Source organism: Arthrobacter sp. P4_F11 (assembly GCF_056401395.1).
The window spans coordinates 33879-50309 of record NZ_JBFUJK010000001.1; the positions used below are offsets into that span (position 1 = coordinate 33879).

Below are 16431 nucleotides of genomic sequence, written 5' to 3' on the forward strand. Positions count from 1 at the left end.
CCGCTGTTAGACGGACACCGGCCCGGCGGCAGCGCGTTCCTTCTCCCTGGTCTTCCTGGACTTGGCGAACCGGAGATAGAGCGAGGGCACGATGAACAGATTGAGCAGGGTGGAGGTGACCAGGCCGCCCAGGATAACCACGGCCATGGGGTGTTCAATTTCATGGCCCGGGATGTTGCCCATGACAACCAGGGGTACCAGTGCAAGCCCGGTGGCCATGGTGGTCATGAGGATGGGCGAGAGCCGCTCCGCCGCCCCGCGCATCACCAGGTCCCGGCCGAAAGTTTGGCCTTCATAGGTTTCCAGATGCTGGCAGTGGTTGATCAGCAGGATGCCGTTGCGTGCGGCGATCCCCATCACCGTGAGGAAGCCAACGAGGGACCCGAGGGACAGGACGCCGCCGGTCATGTAGGCGGCAATGACCCCGCCCACCAGGGCGACCGGCAGCGTCAGCAGCGACAGGACGGCCAGCCGCCAGCTGCGGAAGGATGCCTGCAGCAGCAGGAGGATCAGGACAAGTGCCGCCGCGGAGTAGATCATCAAGCGGTTGGTTGCCGCCTCGCGTTCGGTGTATTCGCCGAGCAGCTGCACGCTGTAGCCGGTGGGGAGCTCCAGGCTCTCCAGCTGTGATTTCAACTCACCGACCACTGTTCCCATGTCCGCTCCGTTGGCCAGGAAGGATCCCACCTCGACGCGGCGGGATCCGTTGGTGCGGTCGATCTGGTTCGGCGTAGCCTGCAGGCTCACGTCCGCGACGTCGGCGAGGCGCACCCGCGCTCCGCTGGGCGTATCGATGGGCAGATCCTCGATGCTGGTGACGGAGGAGCGGGTGGCCGGGGTGCTCCAGACCTGGACGTCGTAGGCCCGGCCGTCCCGGAAGACGTCGCCGACCTCCTCGCCGGCCACGAGTGTCGCGGCCGCGCGCCGGACGTCGCCCGGTTTGAGGCCGTACTTCTGCGCCGCGGCCAGGTTAACCGTCACGGCAATCTGGGGGACTTCCACCTCGAGGGACACATGCGGGTCCTCGGTGCCCTCGATCGAGTCCATGATGGTCTTGACCCGTTGCGCCTGTTCCCGGAGCACATTGAGGTCGTCTCCGTAGACCCGGACCAGGATGGGTTCGCTGGCGCCGGTGATGACCTCTTCAATCCGCTCCTTCAGATAAGTCTGGACGTCACGGTGCAGCCCCGGGTAGCCGTTGACCACGTCCTCCACGGCGGCCACGGTCGCGTCGTAGTCGGCGTGGCGGTCGATGCTGATCCAGTGTTCGCCGGCATTGACACCGACGATCTCGTCCGCGGCAAATGCCTGCCCGATGTGCGTGCCGCAGTTCAGGACGCCGGGGACCTTGAGGAATTCCTCACAGCCGCGCTGGGAAATCCTGAATTCTTCGGCGGCAGACGTACCCGGTTCGGAGATCCAGTGCATCAGGAAGTCCCGTTCCTTGAACGTGGGGAACAGGGAAGAACCCATCAGGGGAGCGAGGACCAAACCCACCACCGCCAGCACGCCAAAGCCCGCGTAGCCGAACCGGGGCCGGTTCATGGCCTTGGACAGGGCGGCGTGGTAGCCGCGTTTGAGCACCCGGACCAGCGGCGCATCGCGTTCTTCCAGTTTTGCGTTGCCCAGCAGAATCAGGGCAAGAGCCGGCGTCACTGTCAGCGCCACGAACATCGAGGCCAGGACAGCCAGGGTGTAGGAGACGGCCAGCGGCCGGAAGAAGACGCCGGTCAGACCGTCCAGGAAGAAAATCGGTACGGCGGCGACCACAATGATCAGGGTCGCGTAAACGATCGGGCTGCGCATCTCCAGGGAGGCTTTCAAGACCACCGATGCCGCAGATTCGTCACTGCCCCGGGCGCGTCGCTGCCGCAGGCGGCGCATGATGTTCTCGACGTCGATGATCGCGTCATCGACCACGACGCCCACCGCAATGACCAGCCCCGCAAGGACCATCGTGTTGATGGAGCTGGACGTGAAGTAGAGCACCAGTGCGGCTGTAAGCAGGGACAACGGAATGGCGATGATGCTTATCAAGGCCGTGCGCCACTGGAAGAGGAACGCGACGAGGATCATGACCACCAGCAGGCAGCCCAGCAACAGCGCGATGCTGAGGTTGGAGATCGCCTCCTCGACGAAGCTGGCGGGCCGGAAGATCGTGGTGTCGAAGTTGATACCGCTCAGGCCCGGCTGCAGCTCGTGGAGGGCCTCCTCCACGCCTTTGGTCACGTCCAGTGTGTTGCCCCAAGGCAGCTTCTCGACGATCAGCATGAGCCCGTGACCGTTGTTGATCACGGCGTCACCAATCAGCGGCTGATGGTCCTCGACGACCTGGGCAACGTCGCCAAGGTGCAGCGCCACGCCGTCCTTTTCCCGGATCGTCACCTGGGCCAGATCCGCGGGCGTCTGGATCGGCTGGACGTGGCGGATGCCCATCCTCTGGGTCGGACTGTCAATGAAGCCGCCGGTGCCGATGAAGCGTCCCGGCGAATACTTCAGCAGCCCGGCGTCGAGGGCGCCGGCGGTGACTTCCATGACCTGGTTGAGGGAGACGTTCTGGGCCTTGAGCTTGTCAGGCTCCACCTGGACCTGCAGCATCTGGAGCCGCTCGCCCCAGATGGCCACGTTGGCCACCCCGGGGACCCGCAGCAGACGGGCCCGGATGGTCCAGTAGGACAGCATCGACATTTCGATGAGCGAATGTTCCGACGACGTCATCCCGATCTTCATCACGCGGCTGGTCGCGGACAGCGGCTGCAGCATCACCGGCGGGGCCGCCCACGTCGGCAGCGCCGCGGTCACCGACGCCATCCGTTCCGAGACGAGCTGACGGGCGTTGAGCAGGTCAGTGCCCTGATGGAAGAGCAGCACGATCGAGGACAGCTGGGGCACGGACTTGGACCGTATCTCGTCCAGGCCCGGCATGCCGCTCACGGCGGCCTCTATCGGCACACTGACGAGCTCTTCGACTTCCTGGGCGGTCAACCCGAGGCATGCGGTCTGGATTTCGACGCGCGGCGGGGCGAATTCCGGGAAGACATCCACGGATGCGGCGCCCAACTGCAGGGAACCGAGCAGCATCACGGCGCACGCGAGGGCGACAACAACCGTCTTGAAACGGAGGCTGATCCCGATGAGCCAGCGCATGTCACTCGGCCGTATCGAATTCGGTCCCGAGAAGTTCCTCGGCACCTGTCGTAACGACGACGGTCCCTGCCGGCGGCCCGTCCGTCAGGACGGCAACGTCGCCGTTGATCCGCTGGACCGTGATCGCTTGGCGGACGTAGACCCGGGGCTCAGGGTTGGTGTAGACCCACGCCTTGCCCGAGCTGTCGTACAGGATGGCCCCGTAGGGGGCAGTGAGCTTCCCGGTCTTGGGATCCACTGCAATCACCGCCGTCGCAATCCCAACCCTTTCCACGGCGTGGTCGGTGAGGGTGAGCCGGTGAAGATCCGTGCCCGGGACTTCGGCGATCGCCGCCGGTTCGCCTTCGGACGGTGCGGCCTCCGGTGCCTGGGCGCAACCTGTAGCGGAGAGCGCCGTGAACGCCGTCACGATCAGCGCGGTGATGAAAACCGCGACCTTGTTGCCCCGCGGCGAAGGTGTGGAGTTCATGACCCATCCCGGCTTTCAGTTGGTGCAGCGGTGCCCTGGCCGGCCGGCGCGCCGGGTGCCTGCTGCGGCTCGAACCGAAGCAGCACGGCGGGCACGACAAACAGGGTGAAGAAGGAAGTTGTCAGCAGGCCTCCCCAGATGATCACGGCCAGCGGCAGGATGATTTCCGCTCCGACGACGCCGCCCAGCAGGACCAGGGGCAACAGCACCAGGGCCGTGATCACGGTGGACATCAGGACGGGTCCCAGCCTCTCCCTGCTTCCGCGGACCACCAGCGCGGGCCAGGGCGCTTCAGCATCGGTTGCCCGCAGGTCCCGTACGTGGCTTGCCAGCAGGAGGGCGCCGCGGACGGCGATACCAAGGACTGCGGCGAAGGCGACCAGGGCGACCAGGGCGTTGACGCCCCCGGTGGCCTGGGCGGCCAGCACGCCGCCGGACAGTGCCAGGATCAGGCCCAGGAAGAGCGGGGCGGCGAGCCGCCAACTCCCCGTCGCCGTTTGCAGCAGCACCAGGATGCCGGCTGCGGCGACTGCCGCGAGCAGCCAGAGCCACTGGTAATTGCTTTGCTGCTGGGCGTACTGGGTGAGGATCTCGGCGTGGTAGGACATCGGGAACTGCATATGCTGCAGGGCCGCGTTGATGTCACGCTGGATGTCGCCCAGCGGGCGACCCTGGATGTCAGCTTTCACGTCAATGCGGCGCGAGGTGTCATCGTGCAGGATCACGGATTCGTTCCCGACCATGGTCACCTGCGCGACGTCGCCGAGGCGGGCGTGCCCGCCGTTGGGGGTGTCGATGATCAGGTTGCGGACGCTGTCCAGGCTGCTGCGGGTGGCCGCGGCGCCCTTGACGATGACGGAGAAGACTTTCTGCTCTTCGTACAGGTTGCCGACTTCAATGCCCTGCAGGAGGGCGGCTGCCGCGCGCCGGACGTCGCCGGGGACGACGCCGGCCTTTTGGGCCGCGGCGAGGTTCACCTTGACTTCGGCGATGGGCTGTTCGGCGGGCAGGTCGACGTGGGGATTAGCCACCCCGGCCGTGTGCTCCAGGATTGTTTTGACCTCCGCCGCCTTCTGCCGCAGGATCGCGGGGTCGAGTCCGAAGACCCGGACGGCAAAGCCGCTGTCGGCTTCTTCCCGGATCTGGTCGATGCGTTCCTGCGGATAGGTGGAGACTTTGCTGGTCAGGCCCGCATAACCGGCGATCACGCGGTCGACGGCGGCGGCCGTGTCGGCGTAGGCCGCGTCGGGGGCCACGGTCACCCACAGCTCGCCGGAGCTGACGTCGCCGACCTGATCGGAGGTGATTGCGCGCCCGATGTGTCCGCCAACGTTGGCCACGCCCGGCAACGTGCGCAGTTCGTCGGCTGCCGCCTCGGTGATCCGGCTCATTTCCTGGTCCGAGGTTCCGGCGATCGCGCTCCAGTGCACCACCAGGGTCTTGTCCGCCAGGACGGGCACCACGGGATGGGTCCCGGCCAGCTGCGGTGCGAGTGCCAGCCCGGCGAGCGCCACAACGGCGGCGGCGGCGAACACCCACCGGGTTTTCCCTGCCAGACGCTTCACATAGCCGCCGTAGGCGCCTTCAAGCCGCCTGAGGGACCGCCTCTCCGGGGCCTTGGAACCCGCGGGGAGGACGAACGCGAGGGCGGCCGTGACGGTGAGGGCGACGATCATCGAGACAAGCAGGGCGATCAGGTAGCTCTGCACCAAGGGTCCGAACAGGGCGCCGTTCTCACCCGGGATGAACAGTGCGGGCGTGAGGGCCAAAGCCATGATCAGCAGTGAGTAGAGCATTGGCGTACGGGCTGCCCGCAGGGCGCCCGGGATCACCGAATCACGTGGCTGCCCATCCTGTGCCGGCGTGGACTCCGTCCCGCCGTCGGCCGTTTCGCGGCGGGACCTGGCCTCGGCCCTTCGTGCCCGGGCGATGCCGCTGAGGTCTTCCGCGACATCTCCGACGATGACCGCCAGTGCCAGCACCAGGCCGGCCATGACCATGGTGTTCATCCCGGTGCCGCGCCAGTCGAGCACCAGCGCCGCCGAGGTCAGCGACACCGGGATGGTGATCAGGCTGATCAAGGCGGTACGCCAGGAGCGGAAGAAGGCCCCAAAAAGGGCGACAATGAGCAGCAGCGTCACGAGCAGGGCGGCGCCGAGCGTCCCTATTTCCTCGTCGATAAAGGACGCCTGCCGGTAGACGCTGGTATCTATCGCGACCCCGGGCAGGCCGGGCTGGAGTGCGTGCAGGGCCTCGTCAACGCCCCGGGTCACGTCCATCGTGTTGGTCTCCGGGAACTTCTCGATCACCAGCAACAACTCGGCTTCCTTGCTCAGCAGGGCATCGCCGATCAGCGGCTGGTGGTCTGTTGACACCGTGGCCACGTCTTTGAGCAGGAGATTGCCTGACGCACCCTGGACGGGGACCTGGCCCAGATCCTCCGGCGTGGTGATCGGCAGGACATGCTGGACACCGATCCGCTGGTGTCCCGTCTCGAAGAAGCCGCCGGTGCCGGGTGTGGACGCCTCCAGGTAGCTCAGCGGCGAGACCCACACGGAGTTGCCGGTCGTCTTGATGATTTCATCCAGCGTGACGCCCTTGGCTTCGAGCTGCGCCGGGTCCACCAGGACTTGGAGCTGCTGGTCGCGCTGGCCCCAGATCGCCACGTTGGCGACGCCTGGCACGGCCAGGAGCCCGGGTTTCATGGTCCAGCGGGCCAGGACGGACATGTCGATGGCCGACATGTCCTTGGAGGTCAGCCGGATCATCATGACCCGGCTGGTCGAGGACAGCGGTTGCATCAGCACGGGCGCCGCCGAAACGTTGGGCAGTGCGCGTGCCTGGGTCAGCCGTTCCGAGACCAGCTGGCGTGCGCGGAGGAGGTCGGTCCCCGGCTTGAAAACCATCTGGATCGAGGACAGGCCAGGGACGGATTTGGACCTGATGGCCTCCACCCAGGCGACGCCGTTCAGCAGGTCGGCTTCCATGGGTGAGGTGATGAGCTGCTCAACCTCGGCGGCCGACAGTCCCAGGGCTTCGGTCTGGATCTCCACCTGGGGCGGGGCAAATTCCGGGAAGGCGTCCACGGACATGCTCGGCAGGCTGGTGAGCCCGAAGGCCAGGATTCCCGCGGCTGCTGCCAGGACCAGGAGCCTGAACTGCAGCGTCCAGCGCACAATTGCCCGCATCATGGCCGGCACCCCGCACGCCCTGCAGGAGTGTGCACGTCAAGGTCGTTGAAGCGTCGGCGTCGTCGGCAGCCCGGGCCGTCGGGATGGGCGGAGGGACGGAGCGGGTCGTGGAGCGGTCCTGCCGCGAAACCGATCACCGGGAAAAGGATGCTGACTGCTTTTCCTGCTTGGCCAACTGCACATTTACGGTTCACGGCGCGGCTCCTCAACCTCAGGCCATAGCGCCCCCCAGCCGATAAGAGCCATAATGATCTTCGGGCACACAGGCGTCAATAGGGATACAGGTGATCGCCATGAAGGCAACCGCAGGGGACCGCATCATCATCCGGGGGACGACGGTCGAGTCCACGGACCGGCACGGTCTGATCCTTGAAGTGAAGGGTGCCGACGGTGCGCCGCCGTACCTGGTCCGGTTCGACGACGGCCACGAGACGATCATGTTCCCCGGTGGAGATTTCGCCGTCGAAAAGGCCGCGAGCGGACCCTAAGTCCGTTAGCGCGCCCTAGAAACTCGACGAACTTCCGGACCCGGAAAAGCTTCCGCCGCTGGACCCGTACCCGGTGGTGCCGCCGCCGCGCGCGCTGCTGACGCTGCTGACGCCGCTGCTGAAGCCGGTGTTGAAGCTCGGGACCGAGAAGAAGTAGTAGGACGGGTACACCGTTCCGAGGATGCTCGGCTCGTACGTGCGGCCGTATCTTGCCTTCGTTCCCGCCTGCGCGCTGTCCATTTCCTCGCGCATGAGCCCGGCTTCCTTCTCATTGCGGGCAAAGGCCTGGATCAGGGTGTCGGCGTGATTTTTCAACAGCTCCGAGAGGTGGGTCCGGGCGTCACGCAACCGGTCCAGCGCCGTTTCGGGTGTGATGGAGCCGTCCGCCAGTTCCGTCGACCAACGCTCCATGTCACGCCGGCTTTCATCGCGGAAGGACCGCAGTGCCACCGCCGTCGCTGAGGTTCCCTCGGCGCGGCGCTGGCTGAGCAGGTCTTCCACGCCGTCCAGATCGTTGCGGAACGGCGCGAGCTGGCGGTCCCAGGCGGCAGGCCAGGACGAGCCCCGGTTGAGCAGGGCATTGGTATCGGCGATCACGTCGTCCAGGGCATCGAGTTCGGCCGCGGCATCGGCGTAACGCCGGACCAGTTTGAGGTTGGGCCGGCGGCTCAGGTCCCGGCTGCCAAGGGCGTGTACCTGGTTGGAAAGTTCGGTGGCCGTACCGTAGCGGTTCACGAACGTGCGGTGTTTTTCCAGCACCGTGCTCCCGTACCGGGAGGACTCGGGAATTGTGCTGGCGTTGAGCTCGGTCACCTGCAGGTCCATGCTGACATTGGCGTAGCTGGCGTCGCCCCGGGCCAGTTCCTTCCGGCTGGAGACCCGGGTCCGCCACCGCACGATCAGCCAGGCCGCCGCTGCGCAGACCGCGGCGGCCACCGCCGCCCAGGCTGTGACGAGGAAGGCTGTGGAACGGTACCACGGCTGATTGATGAGTTCGGCGCCGCGGCGGATCCCGGCAATGGTGCCCTCGGTCCACTGCGCATCGCGAAGCAGCTCTTTGGCGGCGTTCTGGATGTCCTCGCGCTGTTCGGGCGAGACCTTCCGGTCCTCACCCATGTACGTCCCCACATGCCGGCCCACCGGATCCAGGGCGAAGATGAACAGTCCGTCTGCCCACTTCTGCCCGTCAGCACTGATCCATTCGGGATGTTCGGTGCGGGCGAACCGCAGGACTTCTTCGTTCAGATTGTCGGCGGCAGTGCCGTTATAGGTGTACACCGCAACTTTGGTGGGCTCATAAAAGTTGGTGGCCTGTACCGCCGGCAGCAGCGTCCGCTGGTCCAACACCCCGGCGCGGTCTTCGACGACGACGGCGGTCGGCGTCGTGGCGAGCGCGGCCGGGGCACCGCCGAGAAGGCCGGCCATCAGTACAACAGCAGCGGCGAGGGCGTTGCGCATGATTCCCATTTTCCGAGCGTAGTGGCTGGCTTCGGCTGCGTCGACGCGGACGCCGCGGAAAGGGGACGAAAGACATCGTGACCGTGCGCTGGACGGCGTCCATACTTGCGCCATGAGGCCGCCGCCTGAAGGACCGCCGGAGGAGCCCGGCCCGGAAAAGCCGGGGGAGGCGGTGGAGCTGCGCCGCACCAGGCCTGGCCGGACCCTGCTGGCCATCATGGCCGCGATCGCGGTGATCGTGATCATCGCGCTGGCAGTGGTCTTCACCCGCGGGGAGCCCGCGCCCCTGGCCGAGTCAACGCCCGCCGGCGTCGCGCAACGCTATGCCGGAGCCGTCATTGCCGGGGATGAGACGGCCGCCTCCGCCTACCTGACGCCGGCCGCCCGGACCAAGTGCACAACCGGGGCCCGCCCTTCGGCCCGGAACCTGCGAGTCACACTGGTGTCCACCACCGAGCGGCCGGAATCCGCGGACGTAAGGGTGCTCATCACTGTGTCCGAGCCGGGCGGTCCCTTCGGCAGCGCCGAATACCAGGTGGAGGACGCGTTCGACCTCGTTCGGGCGGGCAACGGCTGGCTGATCGACACCGTGCCCTGGCCCCTGGCAGTGTGCACCGGCGAGGCGAAGCAATGAGCGCCCAAGGGACAGTGCGCCGGCTCATCACCTACGCGCTGCTGTTCGCACTGGTGGTGACAACCGCCGTCGGGCTCAGCGGACTGCTGGGCCGCCTGCTGGTGGCGGGGACAGAGCTGGCCCCGGACGACGTCGCCGGGCTCGCGCGCTCGCTGGCGTTCGCCCTGATTGGCGGGCCGCTCGCGGCCCTTTTGTGGTGGGCGGTTTGGCGGCGGCTAGAGGACCCGGAGGAGCGGTCCGCCATCGGCTGGGGTCTCTACCTGGCAGGTGCCTACCTGCTCGCCCTGCTCATCGCGGCCACCAACGTGCTGAACACTCTGTCCTCGCTGATCGGCGGGCAGGGCCTTCAGTGGCGGCTGTCCCTGGCCACCGGTCTGGTGTGGGCTGCGGTCTGGGCCTGGCACCGGTGGATGTGGCGTGACCCCCGGAAGAATCCGACAGTCCTCTCCGGGGTCCCTACGGTGCTCGGCTCGGTGCTGGGGCTCGTGCTGGGCGTGGGCGGCGCCGTCGCAGCCTTATCCACCTTGCTGGCTGCCGCCCTGCGGGGAGCCGCGACGGAAGTGTCGGTGGGCAAACCGTGGTGGGTGTCGGCGCTGCAATCCCTGGTCTGGGCCGTCGGCGGAACCATTATCTGGTGGTGGCATTGGAATCACGACGGCGGCCGGAGGCTGCGGACCGGGCTGGCCGACGTCGCGCTCATCACGGTCGGGGTGCTTGGCGCGGGCGTTCTGACCTTGGGCGGAGCCGGCGTGGCGCTCTTCGTGGTGCTTCGCCTGCTGTTTGACCGTTCCGAACAGCTGGAGCTCCTGCTGGAGCCCCTCGCGCCGGCTGTGTCCGCGGCCGCCATCGGCTGCCTCGTCTGGGTCTACCACCGCAACGTCGCGCGCGGCCGCTCAGCGGCCACGCTTCAGGGCGGCAGGCTGGTGACCTCCGGCGTCGCCCTGGTCGCGGCAGCGTCCGGGATAGGCGTGATCGTCAACTCGGTCCTCGCCATGACGGCGACGCCGCTGGCCGGCGCCGGGGCGCGGACGCTGCTGCTTGCGGGAATCAGCTCGCTCCTGGTTGGCGGGCCGGTCTGGTGGCTTGCGTGGCGGCGCGTGGAGCAGGCGGCGGCGACCGGCGCCGGCCTGAACGCGCGCCGGATCTACCTGGTGGCCGTGTTCGGCCTGAGCGCGGTGGTGGCGGTGGTCACGCTGCTGGTGATCGGGTTCCGGATGTTCGAGTTCGTCCTGGGCGAGGTCAGCGGGGGAAGCCTCGTGGACCGGATCCGCGCACCCCTGGGGCTCCTGGTCGCCACGGGACTCGTGTTCGGGTACCACTTTGCCGTGTGGCGGCAGGACCGCGCCGTGTTCGCCGCGGCCGGTCCGGTCCGTCCGCGAACCATCGGCCACGTGTTCCTCGTGGCGGGATCGGACCCCGCACCGCTGCGGCGCGTCATCGGCGAGGTCACCGGGGCCGGCGTCACGGTCTGGAAACGGGCCGACGGCGGAGCCGGCGCCGCCGGTTTTGCCGGTGCTGGTGTTGCCGGTGGGGACGTCGCGGGCGATGCCGGGGCCCAGGAGAAGCGGTTGGCGGCCGCACTGGAGGGTGTGGCGGCGCCCCGGGTTCTGGTCGTTGCCGATCAGCACGGGGGAATTGACGTCATCCCGCTGCAGGGCTGACCGGCCTGTCCTGAGCCTGGTCGGGCCAGGCAACCGAAGCACTCTGGTCAGCCGGTTGCGGCGGCGCTAATCGATCCGTGCCGGCTCCCCGGCCGGCCACAACAACGGAGAAATCAGGGATGCACCATGGCTGGCAAGTATGAGGTCTACAAAGACAAGTCCGGCGGATTCCGGTTCCGGCTTAAGGCCTCCAACGGCGAGGTGATCGCCTCCTCGGAGAGCTACAAGACCAAGGCGAGTGCCATGGGCGGGGTCGAGTCCGTCAAGAAGAACGCGTCCTTGCCGGTGGTCGATCTGACGGAGGCAACCGCTGAGAAGGGGTGAACCCGCAGGGCACGCGTCCGGTTGGGCCGGTCACCGCCTAGGATTGCCGCATGTCTACTTATGAAGTTACCCGCAGCGCAGTCATTCCAGCCCCGGCGCAGGACATCTTTCCGCTGGTCAACAGCTTCCACGAATGGACCAAATGGTCCCCTTGGGAGGCCGTTGATCCGGCCATGGAACGGAGCTACTCCGGCAGCGACTCCGGCGTCGGTGCCAAGTACACCTGGAGCGGAAACCGCAAGGCCGGCTCCGGCACCATGGAAATCGTGGACACGGCCGAGCCGCGCAACATCAAGATCCGTCTGGAATTCACCAAGCCCTTCAAAGCGGTCAACCCCACCACCTTCACGTTCACGCCCTCCGGTGACGGCACTCAGGTCACCTGGACGATGACCGGAGAGAACAAGGGCATCGGCAAAGTGTTCGCCCTGTTCATGAACATGGACAAAATGGTCGGCGCCGACTTCGAAAAGGGCCTGGCCTCGCTGGCCGGCGCCGTGAAACAGCGACAGGCCTGAGCGGCGACGCCGCCGGGCCGGCCCGGCGGCTCGTCATTCCCGGCACGTTGGCCGGTGCGTTGCTGCCGTTCAGGTCTGCCCGGTGGTCCGGACCAATTCCGGGTGATGAATCCGGGCGACCTCGGGGTGGGCCCGCAGCCAGCCCTTGAGCACGTTTGCGCCGTAGGACGCGAGCATCGGATTGTCCGGATCATCGGTGACCCCCCGGGACCGGGCCGCGAGTGCGGGAGGCAGGGGCACTGGCTCAATGACGGCGTCAAGCCGGGGCGAGAAGAAGAAAGGGACCGTGTAGCGGTCGACGCCGGCCGGGGGCGCCTCGACGCGATGGATGGTGGCAGCCAGGTAACCCTGGGTCGCGACTTCGAGCATTTCGCCCAGATTAATGACCAGGGCCCCCGGAATGGGTTCGACCGGAATCCAGCTGTCCGTGCCCGGCGGCAGTACCTGCAGGCCGCCGACCTGGTCCTGGAGCAACAAGGTGACGAAGCCGTAGTCCGCGTGCGCGCCGACACCCTGCGGACCGGCATCAGCGACGACGCCGCCGACGTAGTGGACCAACTTGGCCATCCACGCCGGTGAGTCCCGGAAGGGTTCATCGAAGTATCCTTCGGGCAGTTCCAGCGACACGGCGATGGCGCTGAGCAATTCGGCCCCGACGCCGGACATCCGTTCCGCCCAGGCCATGCACACGGTGCGCAGCTCGGGCAGCGCCCGGTCCGGCAGCAGGTTCGGCCCTTGGACCAGCCAGTACGGCTGATCCGGCGGGTAGTCCCCGACGGCGGGGCGCTCCGGTCCAAAATCCAGCTGCTCCCGCGCGTCGGGCCGCCCCTGGGTGATTTCGTGGCCCAGCCGCGTGTAACCCCGGAAATGGGGCGAGAGCCGGTTGTCCAGTTCCAGCCGTGATTCAAGCGGAAGCTCGAAGAAGCGCCGCGTGACGTCGAAGAGCTCATTCACCTCGGCGTCAGAGGCTCCGTAACCGGTCAGCTGGAAGAAGCCCACCCGGTGCGTGGCGTCGCGCAGTGCATCGATAAACGCCGGGTCAAACGTGCCGTCCCGCCCCCTGGCAGTACTCAGGTCGAGGAGCGGAATGGAATCCGATGGTGCGCCCATGAGTGCAAACTACCACCACGGCTTTCACTACTGAACTCATTCCCAGCAACTGTGCAGGGTCCTCGCGGGTTTTCTTGACCGCAGTGTGAAAGAGTGCAGACACTGAAGCCGCCAAGGCCACGCTGACAGGTCAATCAGAAAGCCGGAATCCATGAACCGGACTGCCACGAAAAATCATCGACGAATCGCCGCGCGGCTGCTTGTTGCAGCAGTCCTGGTGGCCTCGGCGGCGGCGTGCGAGCCGGGGCCGCCGGGCGGCAATCCGGGTCCCACTGCCGGGGGCACCGCCACCACGGGGGCGGCGCCGAAGCCCGGGCACGTGTTCGTCATCAATCTCGAGAACAAGGGCTACAACAAGGTGTGGGGCGCAGGCTCGGAGGCCCCCTATCTGTCGCAGACGCTCCGCAGCCAGGGCGTCCTGCTTTCCAAATACTACGGGATCGCCCACAATTCGAACCCGAACTACCTGGCCCAGATCTCCGGTCAGCCGTCCAATGCCATGACGAGGGAGGACTGCCCCACCTACGCCGCGTTTGAGCTGACGGGGACGGGCGCGCTCGGCCTGGCGGAGGGCGCCGGCTGCGTCTATCCGGCCTCGGTCCCCACGGTCGCCGGGCAGCTCAGTGCCGCAGGCAAGACCTGGAAGGGCTACATGGAAGACATGGGCACCCCGTGCCGTCATCCCGAACTCGGCGGGCAGGACACGAGCCAGGGCGCCAAGGTGGGTGACCAGTACGCAACGCGGCACAACCCGTTCGTGTATTTCCAGGCCATCACCTCGTCACCGGACTGCCAGAGCAACGTGGTGGACTTCAGCGAACTCCGCGGTGACCTCCAGTCCGTAGCCACCACCCCCAACCTGTCCTACATCTCACCCAACCTTTGCAATGACGGCCACGACAACCCCTGCGTCGACGGCAGCGCAGGCGGACTGGCCACCGCCGACACTTGGCTGAGCCAGCAGGTCCCGGCCATCCTGGACTCCCCGGCTTTCCGGCAGGACGGGATGCTGGTGATCACCTTCGACGAGTCCGAGGGCAAGACAGTTGGGCCCTCAGGGCTGCTGCCCGGAGGGACGGCCGGCGGCAGGATTGGTGCACTGGTCCTCTCGCCGCTCACCAAGGGCGGCACGACGTCGGACCGGCCGTACAACCACTTCAGCCTCCTGGCCAGCATCGAAGACGCCTTCTCGCTCCCGCGCCTCGGATACGCCGGGGCGCCGGGCCTGGACAGTTTCGGCGGGGACGTCTTCAATGCGGGGTCCTAGCGCGTCACCGATCTCCTAGCGGCAGCGCCGGCGGTCAGCACCGACCCGGCAGGAGCGGCCGCTAATGCTCCGCGGGTCCCGAACCGTTGGGGGGTGCCTCCTGGCCGTATTCGGCCGAGATCAGGATGGGCAGGTGGTCCGAGGCGCCGCGGGGCAGCGTCTCCACGCTTTCGATCTCCAACCCCTGGGAGGTGGCAAAATCAAAATGGCCCTTGAAGACCTTGTACCGGGTATAGGTCCGGCGGTCACTCATCGTGAGGTCGTAACCGGCGTCCTTCATCTTCTCGGTCAGGGACTTGGTGAAGAACGGATAGTTGAAGTCGCCCACCATCAGTGACATCAGCCCGCCACCCATGCTGAGCAGCTCGGCGTGGGCGGCATGGATCTGGTTCCGCCGCAGAGAGTTCGATGCCGTCAGCGGGGCCGCGTGGAAGGACGCGATGACGAGTTCGTGGTCGGTCTCGTTGTCGGTCACACGAGTGCCGATGAGCCGCTCGTGCGCGGGGGAGAGGACACGGTCGTGCATGGACTTCTTTAGGGCGAAGGTCTTGGTCTCGTAGGCCGTGAAACGGCTCATGCGGTAATAGATCGCCAGGCCCAGCCGGTTGCCCTTGGTGGAATCGGCCAGGTGCAGATCCCCGATGGTCTCCGGCAGATCGTCCGTATCGCACTCCTGGAGGCACAAAGCATCAATCTCGAAATCACGTGCCAGATCGACCAGCTCGCCGCTGGCCGCGTGCTTGCGGAGGTTGTAGCTGATGACTCTAAGCAGGGGGAGCACCTCTTCGGTGAATAGTCGTTAAAACCTCACCCGAGTCTACCCAGTCCGAGCGGATCGGTTGGGAACAAGCGCAACGCGCGTCTTGGGTCCGCGCCGGATCGGAGCCGGAAACACAGCGGCCGGGAACACTGAAAGCGCAGCAGGATAGTGTGTTCTGGAATCACCAGCCATGCGAAAGGGCGGACGTTGACTGCTGCACTACCGGAACTTGCCGAGGGCGATTTCTACTACGAGGTCCTGGGGGACGGTCGGTTCCGCTCCACCATCCACGCCCAAGGCGCTTGGAACGAACACGAGCAGCACATGGCCCCCGCGTCCGGCATTATGGCCGACCGCCTGGCCCGGCATGAGCCCCGCGAAGATATGCGCATGGCGCGGCTCAGCTACGAAATCCTCGGGCTGATCCCCGGCGGTGAATTCGAGATCGTGACCTCCACCCTGCGCCCGGGCCGGACCATCGAACTGGTGCAGGCCGAGCTCGTTTCCGGCGGGCGCACGGCCATTCGCGCCACGGCCTGGCGGATGATCACCTCTGACACGTCCGCCATCGCGGCCTTCGAGGATCCCAGGATTCCGGCGCCGGAGGACTGCGAGCCGTACGACGCCGCGGCCGTCTGGCCCGGCGGCTACATCGCCTCACTGCACATGCGGATCGCCGAGGGCCACCGGGCGGGCTCGGGAACCGTCTGGCTCCGCACCGACTACCCGCTGACAGACCGGGCGGACAGCGGCGACCTCGCCCGGCTGGTCGGCCTCGTGGACACGGCGAACGGCATTGCCGCCCGGGTCCCGCCGGGCAAGGGCAGCTACGCCTTCCCCAACCTGGACCTGCAGATCCACATGTACCGGCAGCCGGAGGGGGAGTGGCTGGGGCTGGACAATGAAGTCACGTTCGGTACGGACGGGATCGGGCTCACCTCCACGGTGCTGCATGACCTCACAGGCCCGTTCGGACGCGCGGAACAGATCCTGACGCTGCGCAGGTCCTAGTTCGAGTGGAAGACGAGCCAGCCGGCCAATGTGGCCAGCGCCGTCAACACGGCACCCCAGAGGATGTCCACAACGATCAGCTGCCACGGCCATGTCTTGAGCGTGGCGGCATTTGTCAGATCGTAGGTGGCGTAGCCAAACACGCCCAGCGCGGCACCGTAGCCCACAGCGCTGAGCCAGCTGCCGCCGTCGAGCGCTGGCGTCAGGGCAAAGAACACGATCCCGGCAATGTAGATCACGTAGAAAACCACCGCGTAACCTAGATTGGGCTTGTCGGCCATCAGGTTACCGATCTGGCGGCGGTAGAACGGGTTCATCGTCTTGAGCCAGATGGCGTCAATGATGGCGAATGCGGCTGCTACGACGAGGAATTGCAGAATGACCATAAGGGAG

At 66.7% G+C, this 16431-nt stretch carries 14 protein-coding genes; 7 read left to right on the forward strand and 7 right to left on the reverse strand.

What is annotated here, in order from left to right; genetic code table 11:
• Positions 1 to 6: 6 nt before the first annotated feature.
• From AC1DRO_RS00175 to AC1DRO_RS00185, 3 genes are read right to left on the reverse strand one after another with little or no spacing between them, the layout of a single operon-like run.
• Positions 7 to 3147: an efflux RND transporter permease subunit gene (locus AC1DRO_RS00175; RefSeq protein ID WP_476949347.1), complete on the reverse strand. Its 3141-nt coding sequence runs from the start codon at positions 3145 to 3147 to the stop codon at positions 7 to 9.
• Between the two features lies 1 nt (position 3148).
• Positions 3149 to 3616, reverse strand: coding sequence for an efflux RND transporter periplasmic adaptor subunit (locus tag AC1DRO_RS00180; protein ID WP_028276172.1), 468 nt, complete (start codon positions 3614 to 3616; stop codon positions 3149 to 3151).
• Positions 3613 to 6807 (reverse strand): efflux RND transporter permease subunit, encoded by a 3195-nt coding sequence (locus AC1DRO_RS00185; RefSeq protein WP_476949348.1) that lies wholly within the window; start codon positions 6805 to 6807, stop codon positions 3613 to 3615. The genes AC1DRO_RS00180 and AC1DRO_RS00185 overlap by 4 nt, the downstream gene beginning before the upstream one ends.
• Before the next feature lie 293 nt (positions 6808 to 7100).
• Between AC1DRO_RS00185 and AC1DRO_RS00190 the strand changes: the two genes are divergently transcribed.
• Positions 7101 to 7295, forward strand: a complete 195-nt coding sequence (locus AC1DRO_RS00190; RefSeq protein ID WP_043435423.1) for a DUF1918 domain-containing protein — start codon at positions 7101 to 7103, stop codon at positions 7293 to 7295.
• 15 nt (positions 7296 to 7310) lie between these two features.
• Here AC1DRO_RS00190 and AC1DRO_RS00195 read toward each other — a convergent pair whose 3' ends face one another.
• Positions 7311 to 8762 carry a DUF5129 domain-containing protein gene (locus AC1DRO_RS00195; RefSeq protein ID WP_476949349.1) on the reverse strand — a complete coding sequence of 484 codons (1452 nt, stop codon included), beginning with the start codon at positions 8760 to 8762 and terminating at the stop codon, positions 7311 to 7313.
• A 103-nt stretch (positions 8763 to 8865) separates the two neighbouring features.
• Here AC1DRO_RS00195 and AC1DRO_RS00200 point away from each other — a divergent pair, with 103 nt between their 5' ends.
• The 4 genes from AC1DRO_RS00200 to AC1DRO_RS00215 all read left to right on the forward strand — a co-directional run bounded on the left by AC1DRO_RS00200 (position 8866) and on the right by AC1DRO_RS00215 (position 11890).
• Positions 8866 to 9387, forward strand: a complete 522-nt coding sequence (locus AC1DRO_RS00200) for an LpqB family beta-propeller domain-containing protein (RefSeq protein ID WP_476949350.1) — start codon at positions 8866 to 8868, stop codon at positions 9385 to 9387.
• Entirely contained in the window at positions 9384 to 11048 is a 1665-nt protein-coding gene (locus AC1DRO_RS00205) for a DUF5671 domain-containing protein (RefSeq protein WP_476949351.1), read from the forward strand. Before AC1DRO_RS00200 ends, AC1DRO_RS00205 begins: the two co-directional genes overlap by 4 nt.
• Positions 11049 to 11174: 126 nt before the next feature.
• Positions 11175 to 11372 carry a YegP family protein gene (locus AC1DRO_RS00210; RefSeq protein WP_476949352.1) on the forward strand — a complete coding sequence of 66 codons (198 nt, stop codon included), beginning with the start codon at positions 11175 to 11177 and terminating at the stop codon, positions 11370 to 11372.
• A gap of 50 nt (positions 11373 to 11422) precedes the next feature.
• Positions 11423 to 11890: an SRPBCC family protein gene (locus AC1DRO_RS00215; protein ID WP_476949353.1), complete on the forward strand. Its 468-nt coding sequence runs from the start codon at positions 11423 to 11425 to the stop codon at positions 11888 to 11890.
• A 69-nt stretch (positions 11891 to 11959) separates the two neighbouring features.
• Here AC1DRO_RS00215 and AC1DRO_RS00220 read toward each other — a convergent pair whose 3' ends face one another.
• A complete protein-coding gene (locus AC1DRO_RS00220; RefSeq protein ID WP_476949354.1) occupies positions 11960 to 13000 on the reverse strand; it encodes an isopenicillin N synthase family dioxygenase in 1041 nt (346 codons plus the stop codon).
• A gap of 151 nt (positions 13001 to 13151) precedes the next feature.
• Between AC1DRO_RS00220 and AC1DRO_RS00225 the strand changes: the two genes are divergently transcribed.
• On the forward strand, positions 13152 to 14267 hold the full coding sequence (locus AC1DRO_RS00225; protein WP_476949355.1) for an alkaline phosphatase family protein: 1116 nt from the start codon (positions 13152 to 13154) through the stop codon (positions 14265 to 14267).
• Between the two features lie 61 nt (positions 14268 to 14328).
• Here the strand turns inward: AC1DRO_RS00225 and AC1DRO_RS00230 are convergent, their stop codons facing one another.
• The gene (locus tag AC1DRO_RS00230) at positions 14329 to 15048 is read right to left on the reverse strand and encodes an endonuclease/exonuclease/phosphatase family protein (protein ID WP_028276181.1); all 720 of its coding nucleotides are present in this window, start codon (positions 15046 to 15048) and stop codon (positions 14329 to 14331) included.
• A gap of 186 nt (positions 15049 to 15234) precedes the next feature.
• Here AC1DRO_RS00230 and AC1DRO_RS00235 point away from each other — a divergent pair, with 186 nt between their 5' ends.
• Positions 15235 to 16038 (forward strand): thioesterase family protein, encoded by an 804-nt coding sequence (locus AC1DRO_RS00235; protein WP_230010034.1) that lies wholly within the window; start codon positions 15235 to 15237, stop codon positions 16036 to 16038.
• Here the strand turns inward: AC1DRO_RS00235 and AC1DRO_RS00240 are convergent.
• On the reverse strand, positions 16035 to 16424 hold the full coding sequence (locus AC1DRO_RS00240) for a DUF2177 family protein (protein WP_476949356.1): 390 nt from the start codon (positions 16422 to 16424) through the stop codon (positions 16035 to 16037). The two genes, AC1DRO_RS00235 and AC1DRO_RS00240, sit on opposite strands and share 4 nt — an antisense overlap.
• Positions 16425 to 16431 lie beyond the last annotated feature (7 nt).

Bases quoted from the DNA above. Each gene is read 5' to 3' on its own strand.
- AC1DRO_RS00175 (WP_476949347.1), bottom strand. From the start codon at position 3,147: ATGCGCTGGCTCATCGGGATCAGCCTCCGTTTCAAGACGGTTGTTGTC.
- AC1DRO_RS00180 (WP_028276172.1), bottom strand. From the start codon at position 3,616: ATGAACTCCACACCTTCGCCGCGGGGCAACAAGGTCGCGGTTTTCATC.
- AC1DRO_RS00185 (WP_476949348.1), bottom strand. From the start codon at position 6,807: ATGATGCGGGCAATTGTGCGCTGGACGCTGCAGTTCAGGCTCCTGGTC.
- AC1DRO_RS00190 (WP_043435423.1), top strand. From the start codon at position 7,101: ATGAAGGCAACCGCAGGGGACCGCATCATCATCCGGGGGACGACGGTC.
- AC1DRO_RS00195 (WP_476949349.1), bottom strand. From the start codon at position 8,762: ATGGGAATCATGCGCAACGCCCTCGCCGCTGCTGTTGTACTGATGGCC.
- AC1DRO_RS00200 (WP_476949350.1), top strand. From the start codon at position 8,866: ATGAGGCCGCCGCCTGAAGGACCGCCGGAGGAGCCCGGCCCGGAAAAG.
- AC1DRO_RS00205 (WP_476949351.1), top strand. From the start codon at position 9,384: ATGAGCGCCCAAGGGACAGTGCGCCGGCTCATCACCTACGCGCTGCTG.
- AC1DRO_RS00210 (WP_476949352.1), top strand. From the start codon at position 11,175: ATGGCTGGCAAGTATGAGGTCTACAAAGACAAGTCCGGCGGATTCCGG.
- AC1DRO_RS00215 (WP_476949353.1), top strand. From the start codon at position 11,423: ATGTCTACTTATGAAGTTACCCGCAGCGCAGTCATTCCAGCCCCGGCG.
- AC1DRO_RS00220 (WP_476949354.1), bottom strand. From the start codon at position 13,000: ATGGGCGCACCATCGGATTCCATTCCGCTCCTCGACCTGAGTACTGCC.
- AC1DRO_RS00225 (WP_476949355.1), top strand. From the start codon at position 13,152: ATGAACCGGACTGCCACGAAAAATCATCGACGAATCGCCGCGCGGCTG.
- AC1DRO_RS00240 (WP_476949356.1), bottom strand. From the start codon at position 16,424: ATGGTCATTCTGCAATTCCTCGTCGTAGCAGCCGCATTCGCCATCATT.